This window comes from Acinetobacter sp. YH16042 (assembly GCF_013417245.1).
Classification (GTDB): Bacteria; Pseudomonadota; Gammaproteobacteria; order Pseudomonadales; family Moraxellaceae; genus Acinetobacter; species Acinetobacter amyesii.
Window position 1 is genome coordinate 169,765 of record NZ_VPEJ01000002.1, and the last position, 15,395, is coordinate 185,159.

15 protein-coding genes are annotated in these 15,395 nt (G+C 39.3%); 10 read left to right on the forward strand and 5 right to left on the reverse strand.

The window, feature by feature from the left end; translation table 11 throughout:
• The gene (locus FTV37_RS02290; protein ID WP_180062950.1) at window positions 1-1,344 is read right to left on the reverse strand and encodes a MacA family efflux pump subunit; all 1,344 of its coding nucleotides are present in this window, start codon (window positions 1,342-1,344) and stop codon (window positions 1-3) included.
• Window positions 1,345-1,858: 514 nt separating this feature from the next.
• On the opposite strand from FTV37_RS02290, the gene FTV37_RS02295 reads away from it, so the two are divergent.
• Window positions 1,859-2,308: a bacteriohemerythrin gene (locus FTV37_RS02295; protein ID WP_180007206.1), complete on the forward strand. Its 450-nt coding sequence runs from the start codon at window positions 1,859-1,861 to the stop codon at window positions 2,306-2,308.
• On the opposite strand, the gene holA is transcribed toward FTV37_RS02295, so the two are convergent.
• From holA to FTV37_RS02315, 4 genes are all read right to left on the reverse strand, one after another.
• A complete protein-coding gene (holA, locus tag FTV37_RS02300) occupies window positions 2,305-3,303 on the reverse strand; it encodes a DNA polymerase III subunit delta (RefSeq protein ID WP_180007207.1) in 999 nt (332 codons plus the stop codon). The genes FTV37_RS02295 and holA overlap by 4 nt on opposite strands.
• Before the next feature lie 9 nt (window positions 3,304-3,312).
• Window positions 3,313-3,846 carry an LPS assembly lipoprotein LptE gene (gene lptE / locus FTV37_RS02305; RefSeq protein WP_078192675.1) on the reverse strand — a complete coding sequence of 178 codons (534 nt, stop codon included), beginning with the start codon at window positions 3,844-3,846 and terminating at the stop codon, window positions 3,313-3,315.
• A 206-nt stretch (window positions 3,847-4,052) separates the two neighbouring features.
• Entirely contained in the window at window positions 4,053-6,674 is a 2,622-nt protein-coding gene (gene leuS, locus FTV37_RS02310) for a leucine--tRNA ligase (RefSeq protein WP_180062951.1), read from the reverse strand.
• Between the two features lie 127 nt (window positions 6,675-6,801).
• Window positions 6,802-7,098 (reverse strand): DUF4124 domain-containing protein, encoded by a 297-nt coding sequence (locus tag FTV37_RS02315; RefSeq protein ID WP_373683553.1) that lies wholly within the window; start codon window positions 7,096-7,098, stop codon window positions 6,802-6,804.
• 744 nt (window positions 7,099-7,842) lie between these two features.
• On the opposite strand from FTV37_RS02315, the gene FTV37_RS02320 reads away from it, so the two are divergent.
• The 9 genes from FTV37_RS02320 (at window position 7,843) to FTV37_RS02360 (ending at window position 15,393) form a co-directional block, all read left to right on the forward strand.
• Entirely contained in the window at window positions 7,843-9,570 is a 1,728-nt protein-coding gene (locus FTV37_RS02320) for an acetolactate synthase 3 large subunit (protein ID WP_168378448.1), read from the forward strand.
• Window positions 9,567-10,058, forward strand: a complete 492-nt coding sequence (ilvN, locus tag FTV37_RS02325; protein ID WP_078189625.1) for an acetolactate synthase small subunit — start codon at window positions 9,567-9,569, stop codon at window positions 10,056-10,058. Before FTV37_RS02320 ends, ilvN begins: the two co-directional genes overlap by 4 nt.
• A 109-nt stretch (window positions 10,059-10,167) precedes the next feature.
• Complete coding sequence (gene ilvC, locus FTV37_RS02330) at window positions 10,168-11,184, forward strand: ketol-acid reductoisomerase (RefSeq protein ID WP_078192867.1); 1,017 nt, start codon at window positions 10,168-10,170, stop codon at window positions 11,182-11,184.
• A 281-nt stretch (window positions 11,185-11,465) separates the two neighbouring features.
• Window positions 11,466-11,654, forward strand: coding sequence for a hypothetical protein (locus FTV37_RS02335; RefSeq protein WP_257220830.1), 189 nt, complete (start codon window positions 11,466-11,468; stop codon window positions 11,652-11,654).
• A 48-nt stretch (window positions 11,655-11,702) separates the two neighbouring features.
• Window positions 11,703-12,098 carry a DUF2971 domain-containing protein gene (locus tag FTV37_RS02340; RefSeq protein WP_180062952.1) on the forward strand — a complete coding sequence of 132 codons (396 nt, stop codon included), beginning with the start codon at window positions 11,703-11,705 and terminating at the stop codon, window positions 12,096-12,098.
• The gene (locus FTV37_RS02345) at window positions 12,061-12,297 is read left to right on the forward strand and encodes a hypothetical protein (RefSeq protein WP_180062953.1); all 237 of its coding nucleotides are present in this window, start codon (window positions 12,061-12,063) and stop codon (window positions 12,295-12,297) included. Before FTV37_RS02340 ends, FTV37_RS02345 begins: the two co-directional genes overlap by 38 nt.
• Window positions 12,298-12,411: 114 nt before the next feature.
• Window positions 12,412-13,236: a hypothetical protein gene (locus FTV37_RS02350; protein ID WP_257224195.1), complete on the forward strand. Its 825-nt coding sequence runs from the start codon at window positions 12,412-12,414 to the stop codon at window positions 13,234-13,236.
• Window positions 13,237-14,072: 836 nt separating this feature from the next.
• Complete coding sequence (locus FTV37_RS02355; RefSeq protein ID WP_180005392.1) at window positions 14,073-14,573, forward strand: hypothetical protein; 501 nt, start codon at window positions 14,073-14,075, stop codon at window positions 14,571-14,573.
• Between the two features lie 91 nt (window positions 14,574-14,664).
• The gene (locus tag FTV37_RS02360; protein ID WP_180062955.1) at window positions 14,665-15,393 is read left to right on the forward strand and encodes a molecular chaperone; all 729 of its coding nucleotides are present in this window, start codon (window positions 14,665-14,667) and stop codon (window positions 15,391-15,393) included.
• Window positions 15,394-15,395: the final 2 nt, after the last annotated feature.

Sequence of the window (15,395 nt, forward strand, 5' to 3'; positions counted from 1 at the left end):
TTACATTCTCATTGGGCCGCCGCGATTACTGCGTTTTGCAGAATCATTACTAGTGTCTGAACCGTCGGCAATTACGACTTGATCACCTTGTTTTAGGCCACGGATCACTTGTGCGGTCACACGGTTATTTAAACCAAGTAATACGGGTTGAGGTTGTGCAGAACCATCCGCTTGCAATACACGTACCATAGCAACGCTCGCTTTACCTTGTTTGACCAATGCTTTTTCAGCTTCGGTTAGTTCTAAACGTTTAGGACGGTTTGGATTATCTTTATTCGATTTAGCTTCTGCGTTGGTATTTTTATCAGCAGATTCACCATCGGTAGACGTATTATTTCGGCTACGTTGTGGACGGTTCGAGGTTTGTACGGCTGCGGCAGGTACAGTCAAGATATTCTTGGCTTCGTCTAAAATGATATACACCTGAGCGGTCATATCGATACGCAATTTGCCGTCTTCATTCGGGACATCAAATAGCGCGTTGTAGTAAACCGCAGTACTTGAAGACGAAGAGGTATTGCTGTTGCTTTCGGTGTTAATTGAGTTTGGTGCAGGTTCAACTTGGCGCAGGGTAGCATAGTGTTTTGTTTCACTGTCGCCCAATGTCGTAAAGTAAACAGTTTGACCTTCTTGGACTTTCATCACATCAGCTTCAGAAATTTCAGCTTTAATGGTCATGGTGTCGAGTTTAGCCAATTTCACAATGGTAGGCGCACTTTGGTTGGCGTTTACGGTTTGACCTTCTTCAGTCACAATCGCCACGATGGTTCCATCCATAGGTGCAACAATTTGTGTATAGCCTAAGTCTTCTTTTGCAGTCGCTAAAGTTAAACGTGATTGTTCGATTTGTGCATTAATGGCTGCAATATCAGCTTGCGCAGTTTTATAACTTGCTAGCGCAGATTCAAGTTCTGCACGACTAGTCGCATCTTGAGCATACATCGCTTGTTGACGCTTATATTCAGCATCGACTTTGGCTAAATTTGCATTTTTTACTGCCAATTGCGCTTGTTGATTTTTAATACTGGCTTCGGCTGTTTTGAGGTCATTTTCCTGACGCACTGAATCAATTTGGGCAATCAATTGACCTTGTTTTACTTCATCGCCAAGTTGCACATACATTTTTTTTACTTGACCTGAAACCTGCGCTCCTACGCTGACCATTTTAGTTGCTTCAAGCACACCAGTGGCAAGCACTGAGTTTTCAATATCCCCACGGCTGACTTCGGCCGTAATGTACTGAGGTTGCTCTTGTTTTGGTTTGAAAAAATGCCATGCTGTGACAGCGATCGCCAGAGCAGCGATGATGGCTACGATCAATTTTGCTGGTTTTATTTTTGGCATGATTGGCAGTAAAGCGTTAAGAAAGTTATTTGAATTATAAGAGTTAAATACGGATAAATTGTGAATATTTTAGCAAAGAAGTAATGATTATTATTTCCCTTTAGGCTTTCCGATTGATATGAAGGGACTTAGCAGAATCTGTAAACAGACTCATTCTACTGCGTAAAATAATTTTTTAACTGTAACTAAATGCCAATTAAAGTACAAAAAGCATATTTCATGCCTATTTATTTGAATCTAATTTCAAATTAGAAAAAAGTTGAATGAAAATTAAAAAAAGTGGTGCTATAAAGCTTTTTTGTAGCCTATGTTAATGATATTAAAATAAAAATATGCATTGTGTTTGTGCTTTAGTGTGCACAGTTTTTGTTGAGCGTGTGTGATTTTTTGCAATAGTCTTGTTCTAAAAATGCAGCTAAGATCAAAACCCATAAAAAAATTATGGGTTTAATGATAAGTGGTTTTTTTTCATTAAATATACAAAATAAAATAGGAATATAAGTCGGGGTTAGATATGGAATGGAATGAAAAATATAATATCGGCATTGATGTTATTGATAATCAACATCGCCAGATTTTAGATTATATCAATACGTTGGAAGCAATCCTCGTGAATGGCAGTCGAGAGAAAATCAAAGAGGTTTTGGATGATTTGATTGACTATACACAATCGCATTTCAGCTTTGAAGAAAATTTATTGGAACAGGTACATTATCAGTATTTGCCGTCTCATCGTGGGATTCATGAGCATTTTGTGAGGCGACTGAATGAGTATCGAACCAAATTTGAAAATGGTGTTTCGGTTGAACAAGATTTATATCGTTTATTGTCTAAATGGCTGATTAATCACATTCAGCATGATGATCAAGATTATGTAGATTCAGTGCGAGACAATATGCTGCACTATCTGCGCTCGCAGGAACAGAAAAAAGGCAAAAGTTGGTTTGCTCGCTTTTTTAGTTAAGTCAACAGGGACGGAAATAACCTTTTACCGCACATCTGAGCAATGGCTTGCATAATCAGATGTTCGGCATTTTCATGTCCCAAACCTTTAATCGAGGCATCTAAACGTAACAACAGGGCAGGCCACGTCAAAAACTCATTGGCATTTAAACGGCGTAAAGCTTGTTGATACAGCCCGACCTTGGTCTTCCAAATGCCAATTTGTAAGGCATTTTGTGGTTGCTCAAACAGTTGCATCAGCAAGCGCATTTCCTTGCTGATACTCCATAAAATGAGTGACATCGGCTCACCAGATGCAATCAAATATTGAAAAATTTTAATTGATTGCGCCAAATTGCCTTGCAGCATTGCATCATTTAAATCGTAAGTGGTGTAGCGTGACTGATCTTGTAAGCAAGAGTACAGATGATCAATCTGAATCATCTCTGCTTCAGGAAAAGTATCTACGACACGCATTAAACTATTTTTTGCCGCCAGTAAATTGTGCTCATGATGCTGTTCTAGCCATTGCCAAGCATCATTGGCGAGTTGAATGCCAAGCTTTTGCGCCTCGGTGGCTAAGATTTGCTGACGATCTTTAGGGTAGTTTGCAGTCAGTGCAACATTGACTCCATTGGCATCAATGGTTTGGAAAAAACTGGTCTTTAAACTCGCACTGTCTTGCTTCGGCATGACCACGAGCAGCAAGTTACTTTCATTTTGCTGCAAATAGCTTTTTAACAGTTTTAGTCCATTGGCATCGGGTTTAATGCTGCCATGTGCCTCAATTGCCAGTTGACTGGAAAATAATGACAAGCTATTTAAAGCATTAAAGACATTTTTCCAATCAGCAGCAGAGCTAATGTCATACCGTTGACGCTCGACTTCTCGAGTGTTCCAACTCTTACGAAATGCATCCAGGAGATTTTGTTCAAGTAAAGGCTCTTGACCATGCAGCACCCAGGCACCTTGCGCTTCATCTACACGTTTTAATGCCTGAAGATAGTCAAGTTTCATAAATCAAAATTACTCAGCTTTGGTCGGTGCAGTTAGTGGGTTTGCTTTCGGTAAGCGGTTTGATGAAATTTGGCGCACGATCTGTTGTGCAATGTCATCAATAATCACTTGTTTTAAATATTTTTCTTCTTGGTCATCGGTGTTCACGGTTGCAACGTCGTATTGGTAGCTACGTGTTGCCATCAATGTACGGGGTTCAGTTACAGGATTGCCTTGAGCATCTTCAATTTGGAACGTCACGTTTAAGCGCAATAAAGTCTCAACCAATTTACCATTGAGTTCTAAACGTCGCGGAGTGTAATCCAACACATGTAAGACATAGGCATTTTGATTATTACTCAATTGCACGCCTGCAGAACCTAAATAAATCGCTAACTTTTCATGTAAGTCATCCGTATCTTCAGGAAGTGCCAATCGCATATTGGAATAGGCCACAGGTACAGCAGCAGGGTTGGTGCCTTTTAAATGAAAACCACAACCGACCATGCCTGCGCTCAGGCCCATAGTTAATACAATTGCAGCAACACGTTGAACCAAGTGCATAAAGTGTCCTCTGTTTCCCGAAGGGATAATGTTGAAATCCTGTGTGGATTGTAAAGTCAAAGCCCGTTGACTGGCAACGGGCTTTGTTTGGGAATTGTGAAATCCTTATATTCCCTCTCCTGTTAGGAGAGGGTTAGGGAGAGGTGAGTTTTATTAATTACCCTCATCCCAACCTTCTCCCAAAGGGAGAAGGAGCTGTAAGGTTATTAAACCACCAAATTCACTAATTTATTCGGCACCACAATTTCTTTCTTGGTTGGACCAGTCAAGAATTGTTGAACTTCAGGTAATGCTTTCGCTTGTGTCAAAATGTCATCTTTAGAGGCATCGACAGACACTTCTAATTTGCCACGAAGTTTACCGTTCACTTGCACTACAATCGTTTGTGTATTGCGAGTCAGCGCAGATTCATCTACCGCAGGGAAGCGTGCTGATGTTAATTCGATACCAAACTCAGCCAATAAGGTTTGGCTTAAATGTGGTGCAAAAGGAGCAAGTAAAGTTAGAAGGGTAATGATTGATTCACGTGCAACGGCAACGTCATTGTCATCTTTGGCTTCAAACTTATTGTTTGCATTCAAAAGTTCCATCATCGCAGCAATCGCGGTGTTGAAGGCGTGACGACGTGCAATGTCATCACCCACTTTTTGAATGGTTTCGTGTGTTTTACGACGCAAGTCTTGTGCAGCGGTAGATAGTGTCGCTTTGTCGATGTTTGCAGCAGAGTTGCCTTGTTCAAGGAAACCAGATGCTAGGCGCCATACACGTTTTAAGAAACGGTTTGCACCTTCAACACCTGCGTCAGACCATTCAAGTGATTGATCTGGTGGTGCAGCAAACATCATGAATACACGTGCAGTATCTGCGCCGTATTGGTCAATAATGGCTTGCGGGTCGATACCGTTATTTTTCGATTTCGACATTTTTTCTTGACCGCCAACCACGACGTCTTGACCATCACCTTGATATTTCGCAGAAATGATACGACCTTTTTCATCACGTTCTAAATCGATGTCAGCAGGGTTAAACCAAGTTTTCTTACCTGACTCTGATTCACGGTAGTAAGTATCCGCAAGAACCATACCTTGAGTAAGCAAGTTGGTGAATGGCTCGTTCCCTTGTACCACACCTTCATCACGCATCAATTTGTGGAAGAAGCGTGCATAAAGTAAATGAAGAATTGCGTGTTCAACACCACCGATGTATTGGTTCACAGGTAACCAAGTTTGACCCGCTTCAGGTTTTACCATACCGTCAGTGAAATCTGGAGATGCATAGCGTGCATAGTACCAAGATGATTCTACAAAGGTATCCAAAGTATCTGTTTCACGACGAGCATCGCCACCACAGCATGGGCAAGTGGTTTCATAGAACTCAGGCATTTTGTTGAGTGGATTGCCTGAACCGTCTGGAACCACGTCCGTTGGCAATACAACTGGAAGCTGTTCTTCAGGTACTGGAACCTGACCACATTTTTCACAGTTGATCATAGGAATTGGACAACCCCAATAACGCTGACGAGAAACACCCCAGTCACGTAAACGGAATTGAACTTTCGAGTTGGCAAGTCCAGTCGGTTCTAATTTTGCAAGGAATGCATCATATGCACCTTGTAAATCTAAACCATCAAATTCGCCTGAATTCACCAGTTTGCCTTCTTTAGAACCGTACCATTCTTGCCAAGTTGTTGCGTCAAAGTCTGCATCGTCTGCACCTTTGGCATCAATCACTTGCTTAATGGTTAAGCCATATTTATTCGCAAACTCGAAGTCACGTTCATCGTGTGAAGGCACTGCCATCACCGCACCTGAGCCGTAAGACATCAAGACATAGTTTGCGATCCAAACAGGAACTTCTTCACCTGTAACTGGGTGCTTCACAGAAAGACCAGTTGCCATGCCTTTCTTTTCAGCCGTCGCAAGATCGGCTTCTGCAACAGAACCCATACGGCATTCTTCAATAAATGCAGCAAGTTCAGGGTTTGTTTCAGCAGCTTTTAACGCCATTGGGTGTTCTGCTGCAACTGCAACATAAGTCACACCCATGAGTGTGTCAGCACGAGTGGTAAATACAGTTAAACCATCTGCATAAACGTCTGGATTCGCTGAAGGGAAGGTGATTTCCATCCCTTGAGAGCGACCAATCCAGTTGCGTTGCATGGTAAGAACTTGTTGTGGCCAACCGTCTTTTAATGTTTCTAAATCGTCAAGTAATTCTTGCGCATAGTCAGTGATGCGGAAGTAGTACATTGGAATATCACGTTTTTCGACCAATGCACCAGAACGCCAGCCACGACCATTTTCAACTTGTTCGTTTGCTAAAACAGTTTGGTCTACTGGGTCCCAGTTCACTGTTGAAAGCTTACGGTAAATTAAACCTTTTTTATAAAGCTGTACGAATAACCATTGTTCCCAGCGATAGTATTCAGGTGTGCAAGTTGCAAATTCACGATCCCAATCTACAGAAAGACCTAACTTTTTAAGCTGATTACGCATGTAATCAATGTTTTCAAAAGTCCATTTTGCAGGAGCGACTTGATGGGCAATCGCCGCATTTTCAGCAGGTAGGCCGAAAGCATCCCAACCCATTGGTTGTAGTACAGTTTCACCTTGTAAGCGGTGGAAACGGCTGATCACGTCACCAATTGTATAGTTACGCACATGACCCATATGCAGTTTGCCACTTGGATAAGGGAACATAGAGAGGATATAACGACGTGGTCCTTCTACTTGGTCGGCAACTTTGAAGGCTTTGCGATTTTCCCAGTCTTGTTGGACTGTAGGTTCAATCGCACTGGCTTGATATTCAGGGTCAATGTGAGTAGTCATAAACGTAAATAGAAATAACGGTTAAAAAGTTTGTGCTACAGCATAGCGCAAAATACGCCTAGAGTGAATTTTGCGATGCTGTGTAGATGTAAATAATTTAAGTCAAAATTGAAGGCTTTGGCGTAAATTATTGTGGTGCGGAGGCTACGGCTTGACCTTGGCGGAGCGCTGCATTGGCTTCGCGTTGTTGTTCCGCTAGTTGCTCATTTTGTTCATTCGACTGTTCGGCTTCACGTGAAACCTCTTTTTGGTTTTTTGCTGGAGTTGATTGCGTAGTCGTTGTTGCACCATAGGTATTCACTTTACCTTTACGCTGCGCATTTTTTGGCGGTGGCGTGGTGGTGTAATGCGTTGAACCTTTTGCATCCACCCACTTGTAATATTCTTTCGCTGAAAGGTCCAAACTGGTCAGGCAAAACGCCATGCTAGATAAAATACATGCAGTTCGTGCAATCATCGTCTTCATCATAAATTCAGTCCCATAGTTAGAGTGATCATGCAAAATTATGCTGAAAATTTTGCGCTTTTTTGACAGTAGAATCTATGCATTTTTTAGCACAAAGGATAAAAGGGACATCGTGTGGGATGAATAACTTTGTGAATGATGAATTGGGGGATTTATAAGCAATAAAAATATTGAATTCTTATCATTTAACCTATGCAGCAACTTCAATGTAAGGCAATTGAATTAAAAACATACATCCATTCATTTAATTTATTTATTAGATTTATAAAAGTATTTTATTAAATACATGCTAACTGGTTATAAATAAACAAACTACAAAGAATACGAAGAAAGAGAGGGTGCTTAAAAAACAAACGGTCTGTAAGTAATCAGAAAAAAGCCGATTTTTAAACTTGACTTTAATGGTTGAAACTACAAAAATGCTGTCTTTAGTTTTATATGCCTTAGATCGATCACCCTTCGAATGAGTGCATTTTAGCAATGGACTTCTTCTCTAGCCGAGACGTTGAACAAAGCCAACAAAATATGTTTATCCCAACATGTTTTAGACCCCATATTGCTCAAACAGCAAGCAGGTCAGATTTTTTTCTTATTGCTATGAAAACTATGAAATTTGTGTGCTATAACAGAGCACACAGTTAATGAATTAACCACGACAAATGCCCTCCATTTGTGCGTGAAAAAAGATTAGGGTGAATCACGTTGGAACTTTTATCTGGTGGTGAAATGCTCGTACGCGCTTTAGCGGACGAAGGCGTTGAACATGTTTTTGGATACCCAGGCGGCGCAGTACTGCATATTTATGATGCGCTATTTCAACAAGAAAAAATCAATCATTACCTAGTGCGCCACGAGCAAGCTGCTGGTCATATGGCTGATGCTTACTCACGTGTCACAGGTAAAACAGGTGTCGTACTGGTGACATCTGGTCCGGGTGCAACAAATACCGTAACTCCAATTGCAACTGCCTATATGGACTCAATCCCAATGGTGATTTTGTCAGGTCAGGTTGCAAGCCATCTTATCGGTGAGGATGCGTTCCAAGAAACGGATATGGTTGGTATTTCGCGCCCAATCGTAAAACACAGCTTCCAAGTACGTCATGCAAGCGAAATCCCTTCGATTATTAAGAAGGCATTTTATATCGCTTCAAGTGGTCGTCCGGGTCCTGTTGTCGTTGATATTCCAAAAGATGCAACGAATCCTGCAGAGAAATTTGCTTACGAATATCCTGAAAAAGTGAAAATGCGTTCGTATCAACCGCCGCATCGTGGTCACTCAGGTCAAATTCGTAAAGCAATTGATGAATTGATTCATGCTAAACGCCCAATTATTTATTCAGGCGGCGGTGTGGTTCAAGGCAATGCTTCTGCACAGTTGACAGAACTTGCACATTTACTGGGTTATCCAGTAACCAGTACCTTAATGGGTCTTGGTGCGTATCCGGGCAATGATGAACAATTCATCGGCATGTTGGGTATGCATGGTACTTACGAAGCCAATATGACGATGCACAATGCAGATGTGATTCTGTGTGTGGGCGCGCGCTTCGATGACCGTGTAACCAATAATCCAGCGAAATTCTGTCCAAATGCCAAAGTCATTCATATTGATATAGACCCAGCAACGATTTCAAAAACAATTATGGCGCACATCCCAATTGTGGGTGCAGTAGAGCCTGTATTGACTGAAATGTTGGCTCAATTAAAGCAATTGAATGTGTCTAAACCAAATCCAGAAGATATCGCGGCTTGGTGGAAACAAATCAATGAATGGCGTCAAGTTCATGGTTTGAACTATGATAAACCAACTGATGGTTCAATGAAGCCACAGCAAGTTGTTGAAGCGTTGGATAAAATTACCAATAGCCAAGCCATCATTACTTCAGACGTTGGTCAACACCAAATGTTTGGTGCGCTTTACTACAAATACACACGTCCACGTCAATGGATCAACTCAGGTGGTCTAGGAACCATGGGTGTAGGTTTGCCATATGCTATGGCAGCAAAACTTGCCTTCCCAGATCAACAAGTAGTGTGTATTACTGGCGAAGCATCGATTCAGATGTGTATCCAAGAACTTTCTACATGTAAGCAATATGGCTTGAATGTAAAAATTCTATGCTTGAATAACCGTGCATTAGGTATGGTTAAGCAATGGCAAGACATGAACTACGAAGGTCGTCACTCAAGTTCTTATGTTGAGTCACTTCCTGACTTCCCTAAATTAATGGAAGCGTATGGGCATGTGGGTATTCAAATTGATCATGCAGATGAACTCGAATCGAAGCTTGCTGAAGCAATGGCTATCAATGACAAGTGCGTGTTTATTAACGTGATGGTTGATCGTTCAGAGCATGTATATCCAATGTTGGTTGCTGGCCAGTCAATGAAAGATATGTGGTTAGGCAAAGGAGAGCGCACACAATGAGACATATTATCTCTGTACTTGTAGAAAACGAAGCAGGTGCGCTTTCACGTTTGGTAGGTTTATTCTCTCAGCGTGGTTATAACATTGAGACATTAAACGTAGCGCCAACAGAAGATCCGACACTTTCGCGTTTGACTTTAACCACGTATGGTGATGAGCACAAAATTGAACAAATCACTAAGCAGCTCAACAAGCTTGTAGAAGTTGTAAAAGTTGTTGATTTGTCTGAAGGTGCTCATATTGAACGTGAATTGATGTTAATTAAAGTCAAAGCACTCGGTTCAGCACGTGCCGAAATTAAACGTACTGCGGATATTTTCCGTGGACAAATCGTAGACGTAACGCCAACGACATATACCATTCAAATCGCAGGTACAACTGAAAAGATAGATGGCTTTATTGATGCCTTAGCTGAAAATACAATTCTAGAAGTTGTACGTTCAGGTGTTTCAGGTATCGCACGTGGCGAAAAAGTTTTAACTATCTAATTTTATATATTCACCTCACTCCTATGGGTGAGGTACTTGAAACGTGAATAATCAAACAGAATCACGGTATCAAGTTAAAGGAAACAAAAGCATTTTAGCGGAGACAGCAATGCAAATTTTTTACGATAAAGACACAGATTTATCTATCATCCAAGGCAAAAAAGTAGCAATCATTGGTTATGGTTCACAAGGCCATGCTCATGCGCTTAACCTTAAGGATTCAGGCGTTGACGTAACTGTAGGTCTACGTGCTGGTTCTACTTCTTGGAAAAAAGCTGAAAATGCTGGTCTTAAAGTTTCAGAAGTTCCTGCTGCTGTAGCTCAAGCTGACTTAGTTATGATTTTGACTCCAGATGAGTTCCAATCACAACTTTACCGTGACGTAATTGAGCCAAACATCAAGCAAGGTGCAACGCTAGCATTTGCTCATGGTTTCTCTGTTCTTTATAACCAAGTTGTTCCACGTGCTGACCTTGACGTAATCATGGTTGCTCCAAAAGCGCCAGGTCATACTGTACGTTCAGAATTCCAACGTGGTTCAGGTGTACCTGATCTTATCGCTGTTCACCAAGATGCTTCTGGTAATGCACGTAACGTTGCGCTTTCTTACGCTTCAGGTGTTGGTGGCGGCCGTACTGGTATTATCGAAACTTCATTCCGTGAAGAAACTGAAACTGACCTTTTCGGTGAGCAAGCAGTTCTTTGTGGTGGTGCTGTTGAATTGGTTAAAATGGGCTTCGAAACTCTTGTTGAAGCTGGTTATGCACCAGAAATGGCTTACTTCGAATGTCTACACGAACTTAAATTGATCGTTGACTTAATGTTCGAAGGCGGTATCGCGGACATGAACTACTCAGTATCAAACAATGCTGAATATGGCGAATACGTAACTGGTGTTGAAGTAATCAACGAACAGTCTCGTGAAGCTATGCGTAATGCGCTTAAACGTATTCAATCTGGTGAATACGCGAAGATGTTCATCCAAGAAGGTGCTTTAAACTATCCTTCTATGACTGCTCGTCGTCGTCAAAACGCGGCGCATGGTATCGAAGTAACTGGTAACAAGTTACGTGCGATGATGCCTTGGATCCAAGCGAACAAAATCGTTGATAAAGAGAAAAACTAATTTCTTGAATCAATTGATTTGAATACGAAGACCCACTCATTTTGAGTGGGTTTTTTAATATCTAAAGTTACTTGCCTTAAAAATAGAAAAGTAGTGCTCTCATTCCTTACGCGTCACTCAAAACAGTGTGCTGCCTCGTTGTACTTCGTACAAAACAATGTTTTGTACTCGTTCATACTTTGGATCCAAGCGAACAAAATCGTAAGCAAAGAAAAGAATTTATTTAATTATCTTTTGAGTTTTATGCTACAAGGAACCCAATATTAGCGTGGGTTAGAATAATGATTTTATATAAATATGTGAGTTTTGAAGCTGCTTTAACGATTTTAAAAACAAAATCTCTAGGTTTTTCACATTTAGAAGATTTTAATGACCCATTTGAATGCACTGGTTTTGGTTTTTATGATTTGGATGTACCGACATCGGTAGCAGTAGGGCATTCCGAAATCAGTTTTCTAGAAAATATGTGATTTTAAGTTTGACTAGAACTGCTTTAAATCTACTCATCTGGCCACATTATGGGGATAGTTAAAAAAGGTGTCGTGATCGGAATAGACACATGCAAAGCAGGTTTTGAAGATGGTGATCAATTTATTATTCCTTCAACAAAAGGAGAGTTGAGATATTTAAAAACAGCGCCGAAGCAGGCCAATGTGGCAAGTGTTGAAAAATTAATGTCTGTAGGAAATTCAAATATTTTAAATTGGGATAATGAAGAAGTTTTAATAAAGCATGGTTTGCTTTATAAAATGCAGGAATGGGCATACGAAGAGGAAGTACGTATTGTAAAGAATATTAGCGATACTCAATTCGGGTATCACTTTTCTGCAAAAACACATGCATATATCAATGACCAACTTTGGCAAAGAGTCCCAATTGCAAACGCGTCCAATTTATACGTTAAAATTGCCTGAAGAAGCTTTTGTTGAAGTATATGTTGGGAAAAATGCATATATTGATCTTAGAAGAAAGCAAGAGCTTGTGAAGCCCGTAATTGATCATAAGGTAGATCAGTTTGAATTGCTGAAAGATCTATGTATTGAATCTAATATTGGTTTGAAATGTATTTCATTAGATTTGGAAACATGGGCTTTAAAAGCGGTACCGATTTAATCTAATGGTTTGAGTCGTAGGTAGTTTCAAAACTCCTATATTTGTGTCATCTGTGTTGAATTTAGGTTGTGATAGAGTAGGCATTATTCATGCTGTATGGAGTGTGTAATTGCAATGAAAATATCAAAACTCTCTCTTTTACTCGCTCTTTGTCTACCTGTGGTGGGTTTTGCACAAGATGCAGATATAGCACAGCCTGAGTTAAAGCCTTTACCTGATGTTCGCATATCCATGCAGCGGATGCTTCGTTCGACTGAAGGGCGCTATTTCTTAGACTTGTATGCTGGCATATGGAATCCGCACGGGACTTTGACTGATCTGCAAGAGCCCAAACAAATTAACTTTAAAGGGACTCAAAAAGCAGATTTTATAGATCTGAATTCAGTCAATGTTGGGACTGAACAAAGTGCTGCAACAGCTTATCGTTTGGCAGGAACCTTGAATGCAAATACAGGCTCTTTTAAAGCTGAGCTGACGGAACAAACGGCACCACCATCTACTAGTTATTTACAGTTTGAGCCTGCGTTTAAAGCTGTAGATAAACCTATCTTGCTGTTTAAGTTCTATGGGGTGCAATCCGCAGACCAACCTTATGGGAAGTCTCTAAAACGCGTAGATGTGATTAATAAATCAAATGGCAAAGTCTTGCAGTCATTACAAGGCTTTAATGCCTTTGGGAATAGTATGGGATTCTTAGATGTGAATTTTGATGGATACTATGATGTTGTACTTTCAGATACCTCTGATGGTCGAAAAATAGAAGATAAGCGATTTATTTATTGGATGTACAATCCTAAAACGAAGAATTTTCAACGCTCACCACAATTGGAAAAAATTGCTGGCTTCCCAAAATTAAAAGGAGAGTTGCAGCAGATTGACTTTGGATCAGGTCAAATCTTTCGAGTCGATCAAGGATTGCTTTATCCAGTCAGTGAGTAAGTTAAATTTTTTAAAAAGCCCCATAACTTGGGGCTTTTTTTATTTATAGAATTTTCTAAAGATGAATGTAGATACTTTTAAATGAGGTAGTCAGTATTTTGAATAAAAAATCAAAGTAAAAAGAGGGTTGAAAGAGAGGGACTGAATTTTAACATACATGATATTTCATGTAATAAATGAGATTCTAAAAATTTGAAAAACAAAAAACTGAAATTTAAAGAAAGAAAATATGATTTACAAAAGCTTAACATTGGAAACTAAGACGTGTTTCAAAACCTGTAATTTAATACAAAGGCTCAGTATTTGGTGACGTAATTCTTGTATTGCGTTTCAAAAGACATACCTGAAAGTAGTGATTATACATTCGAGATTCTATTTAAAAATAAAATTTAATCGGCCTTTACTATTAATATAGTTGAATATTCAAATATTATTGGTTTGTTTGAAAATTATTTTGAACTATTTCACAAATATTTGGTGAAATATGTAACAGCCTATATTATTTTTAATGTTACTAAATTTAATAAAAACAATAAGATATGTTATACCAAAAAATAGGGATATGAAAAAAATCCCCAAAATTTGGGATAAAGAGAAAAATTAAATAAAAATATAAAAATTAAAAATATTTAATATATTACAACCACATAATTTAAATATTCGTAAAAAATAATATTACATGAATATTCGTGTGAATATTCCGCATTAGGTTCTTTTTTTCTCCACATGATTAAGAATGAATCAGCACCTAGGGAAAGTAAGATTAATTAGTTTTTCTTAATAAATATCCTTTGATGCACATACTAATAAATCTCATATGAGAATGGAGAAGTGAAATGTCTACATCTAAAATTTTAACCGCAGTACTATCTGCAACATTGTTCGTAGCACTTCCAGCAACATCTGCAATCGCTGGTGGTAAAAAAGAATCTAAACAATGTGGCGGTGCGCCGTGTGAAGGCGAAATCGACATAAAGTTACAGATTCTTAAAGCATGTGAGCTTTTGGTAGGTAAAGACATCAAACTCGTTGAAGACAGTTATACGGGTGCTAGTGGCTTTACAGTTACAACGAACACTCCATATACATTAAATCTATCTACGCTAAACGCGGGTTCAAGTGCAGATACTTTTGTAAAACATGAAACCACTAGTGATAAAGTATTTACAAAAATCACGACTTCAAAAGGTGGTGTGAATTATCCAATCGGTTCTACACCTGTAGCTGGTATGAGCGTTGATAACTTTGCTGTATCTGTAGCTCCAAAAAATACAATTTCAGGTACTCAACGTGCTGGTACATACAAAGATACTTTATATATCAAAGTAGCTTACTAATCCAAATTTAGGGAGTTGATTCTACACAGTTAGGGTCAACTTCTTTTTATTTTGAATTGATAATAATATTTAAATGTACTGGGGTGGGTATATGAAAAGTTTATTCAAAGTCGTTTCATTTAGTTTAATAACTTGCTTATTGAGTCCTCAAATATTTGCAGGTATTTCAATTAGCCCTGTGCAGTTATATTTAACCGATAAATCTAAACAACGCAGTGCGACATTTACTTTGGAATCGAAAGGGGATGATGAGACACCACGTATTTTTGAAGCTCAAGCATTTAAATGGACTCAAAATGCCGCAGGGGAAGATGTTCTTTCACCTGAATCCAATATTATTATCAATCCGAAAAACTTTATTTTAAAACCAAATTCAAAACAAATGGTTCGTGTGGGTTTTACTCAATCTGTAGAAAGTATGAATCTACAACAAGAAGAAGCATGGCGTATTATTTATACTGAGCTACCACAAGTGACGAACTCTGAATCGAAAATTGCACTGTTATTAAGTATTAATGTGCCATTTTTTGTCGGCAAACAAGAACCCGCTTATTTGAAATTTATTGCCAAAAAAACGAATGGTCGCACCATTATTCAGGTTGAAAATTTAGCAAAATCACACATTCAAATCCAAAAACTTTATGTCATCGATAAAAGCAAAAAAACAGTCGCTGAATCTTCCGATATGAAATATTTATTGGCATTAGGTAAAAACCAATACGACATCGGGAATGTTTCTTTACAAGGCGCTAGTAATTATAAAGTCGTTGTGGAAACAGATAAAGGTGACACTCCTTTGGAGTTTAATTTAGTTGAGTAGTG

What these genes read in the sequence shown, in the direction of transcription:
- FTV37_RS02335 (WP_257220830.1), top strand. Translation starts at nt 11,466, where the DNA reads ATGATTTTATATAAATATGTGAGTTTTGAAGCTGCTTTAACGATTTTA.
- holA (WP_180007207.1), bottom strand. Translation starts at nt 3,303, where the DNA reads ATGAAACTTGACTATCTTCAGGCATTAAAACGTGTAGATGAAGCGCAA.
- ilvC (WP_078192867.1), top strand. Translation starts at nt 10,168, where the DNA reads ATGCAAATTTTTTACGATAAAGACACAGATTTATCTATCATCCAAGGC.
- FTV37_RS02350 (WP_257224195.1), top strand. Translation starts at nt 12,412, where the DNA reads ATGAAAATATCAAAACTCTCTCTTTTACTCGCTCTTTGTCTACCTGTG.
- ilvN (WP_078189625.1), top strand. Translation starts at nt 9,567, where the DNA reads ATGAGACATATTATCTCTGTACTTGTAGAAAACGAAGCAGGTGCGCTT.
- FTV37_RS02295 (WP_180007206.1), top strand. Translation starts at nt 1,859, where the DNA reads ATGGAATGGAATGAAAAATATAATATCGGCATTGATGTTATTGATAAT.
- FTV37_RS02360 (WP_180062955.1), top strand. Translation starts at nt 14,665, where the DNA reads ATGAAAAGTTTATTCAAAGTCGTTTCATTTAGTTTAATAACTTGCTTA.
- FTV37_RS02290 (WP_180062950.1), bottom strand. Translation starts at nt 1,344, where the DNA reads ATGCCAAAAATAAAACCAGCAAAATTGATCGTAGCCATCATCGCTGCT.
- FTV37_RS02340 (WP_180062952.1), top strand. Translation starts at nt 11,703, where the DNA reads ATGGGGATAGTTAAAAAAGGTGTCGTGATCGGAATAGACACATGCAAA.
- lptE (WP_078192675.1), bottom strand. Translation starts at nt 3,846, where the DNA reads ATGCACTTGGTTCAACGTGTTGCTGCAATTGTATTAACTATGGGCCTG.
- leuS (WP_180062951.1), bottom strand. Translation starts at nt 6,674, where the DNA reads ATGACTACTCACATTGACCCTGAATATCAAGCCAGTGCGATTGAACCT.
- FTV37_RS02315 (WP_373683553.1), bottom strand. Translation starts at nt 7,098, where the DNA reads ATGGCGTTTTGCCTGACCAGTTTGGACCTTTCAGCGAAAGAATATTAC.
- FTV37_RS02355 (WP_180005392.1), top strand. Translation starts at nt 14,073, where the DNA reads ATGTCTACATCTAAAATTTTAACCGCAGTACTATCTGCAACATTGTTC.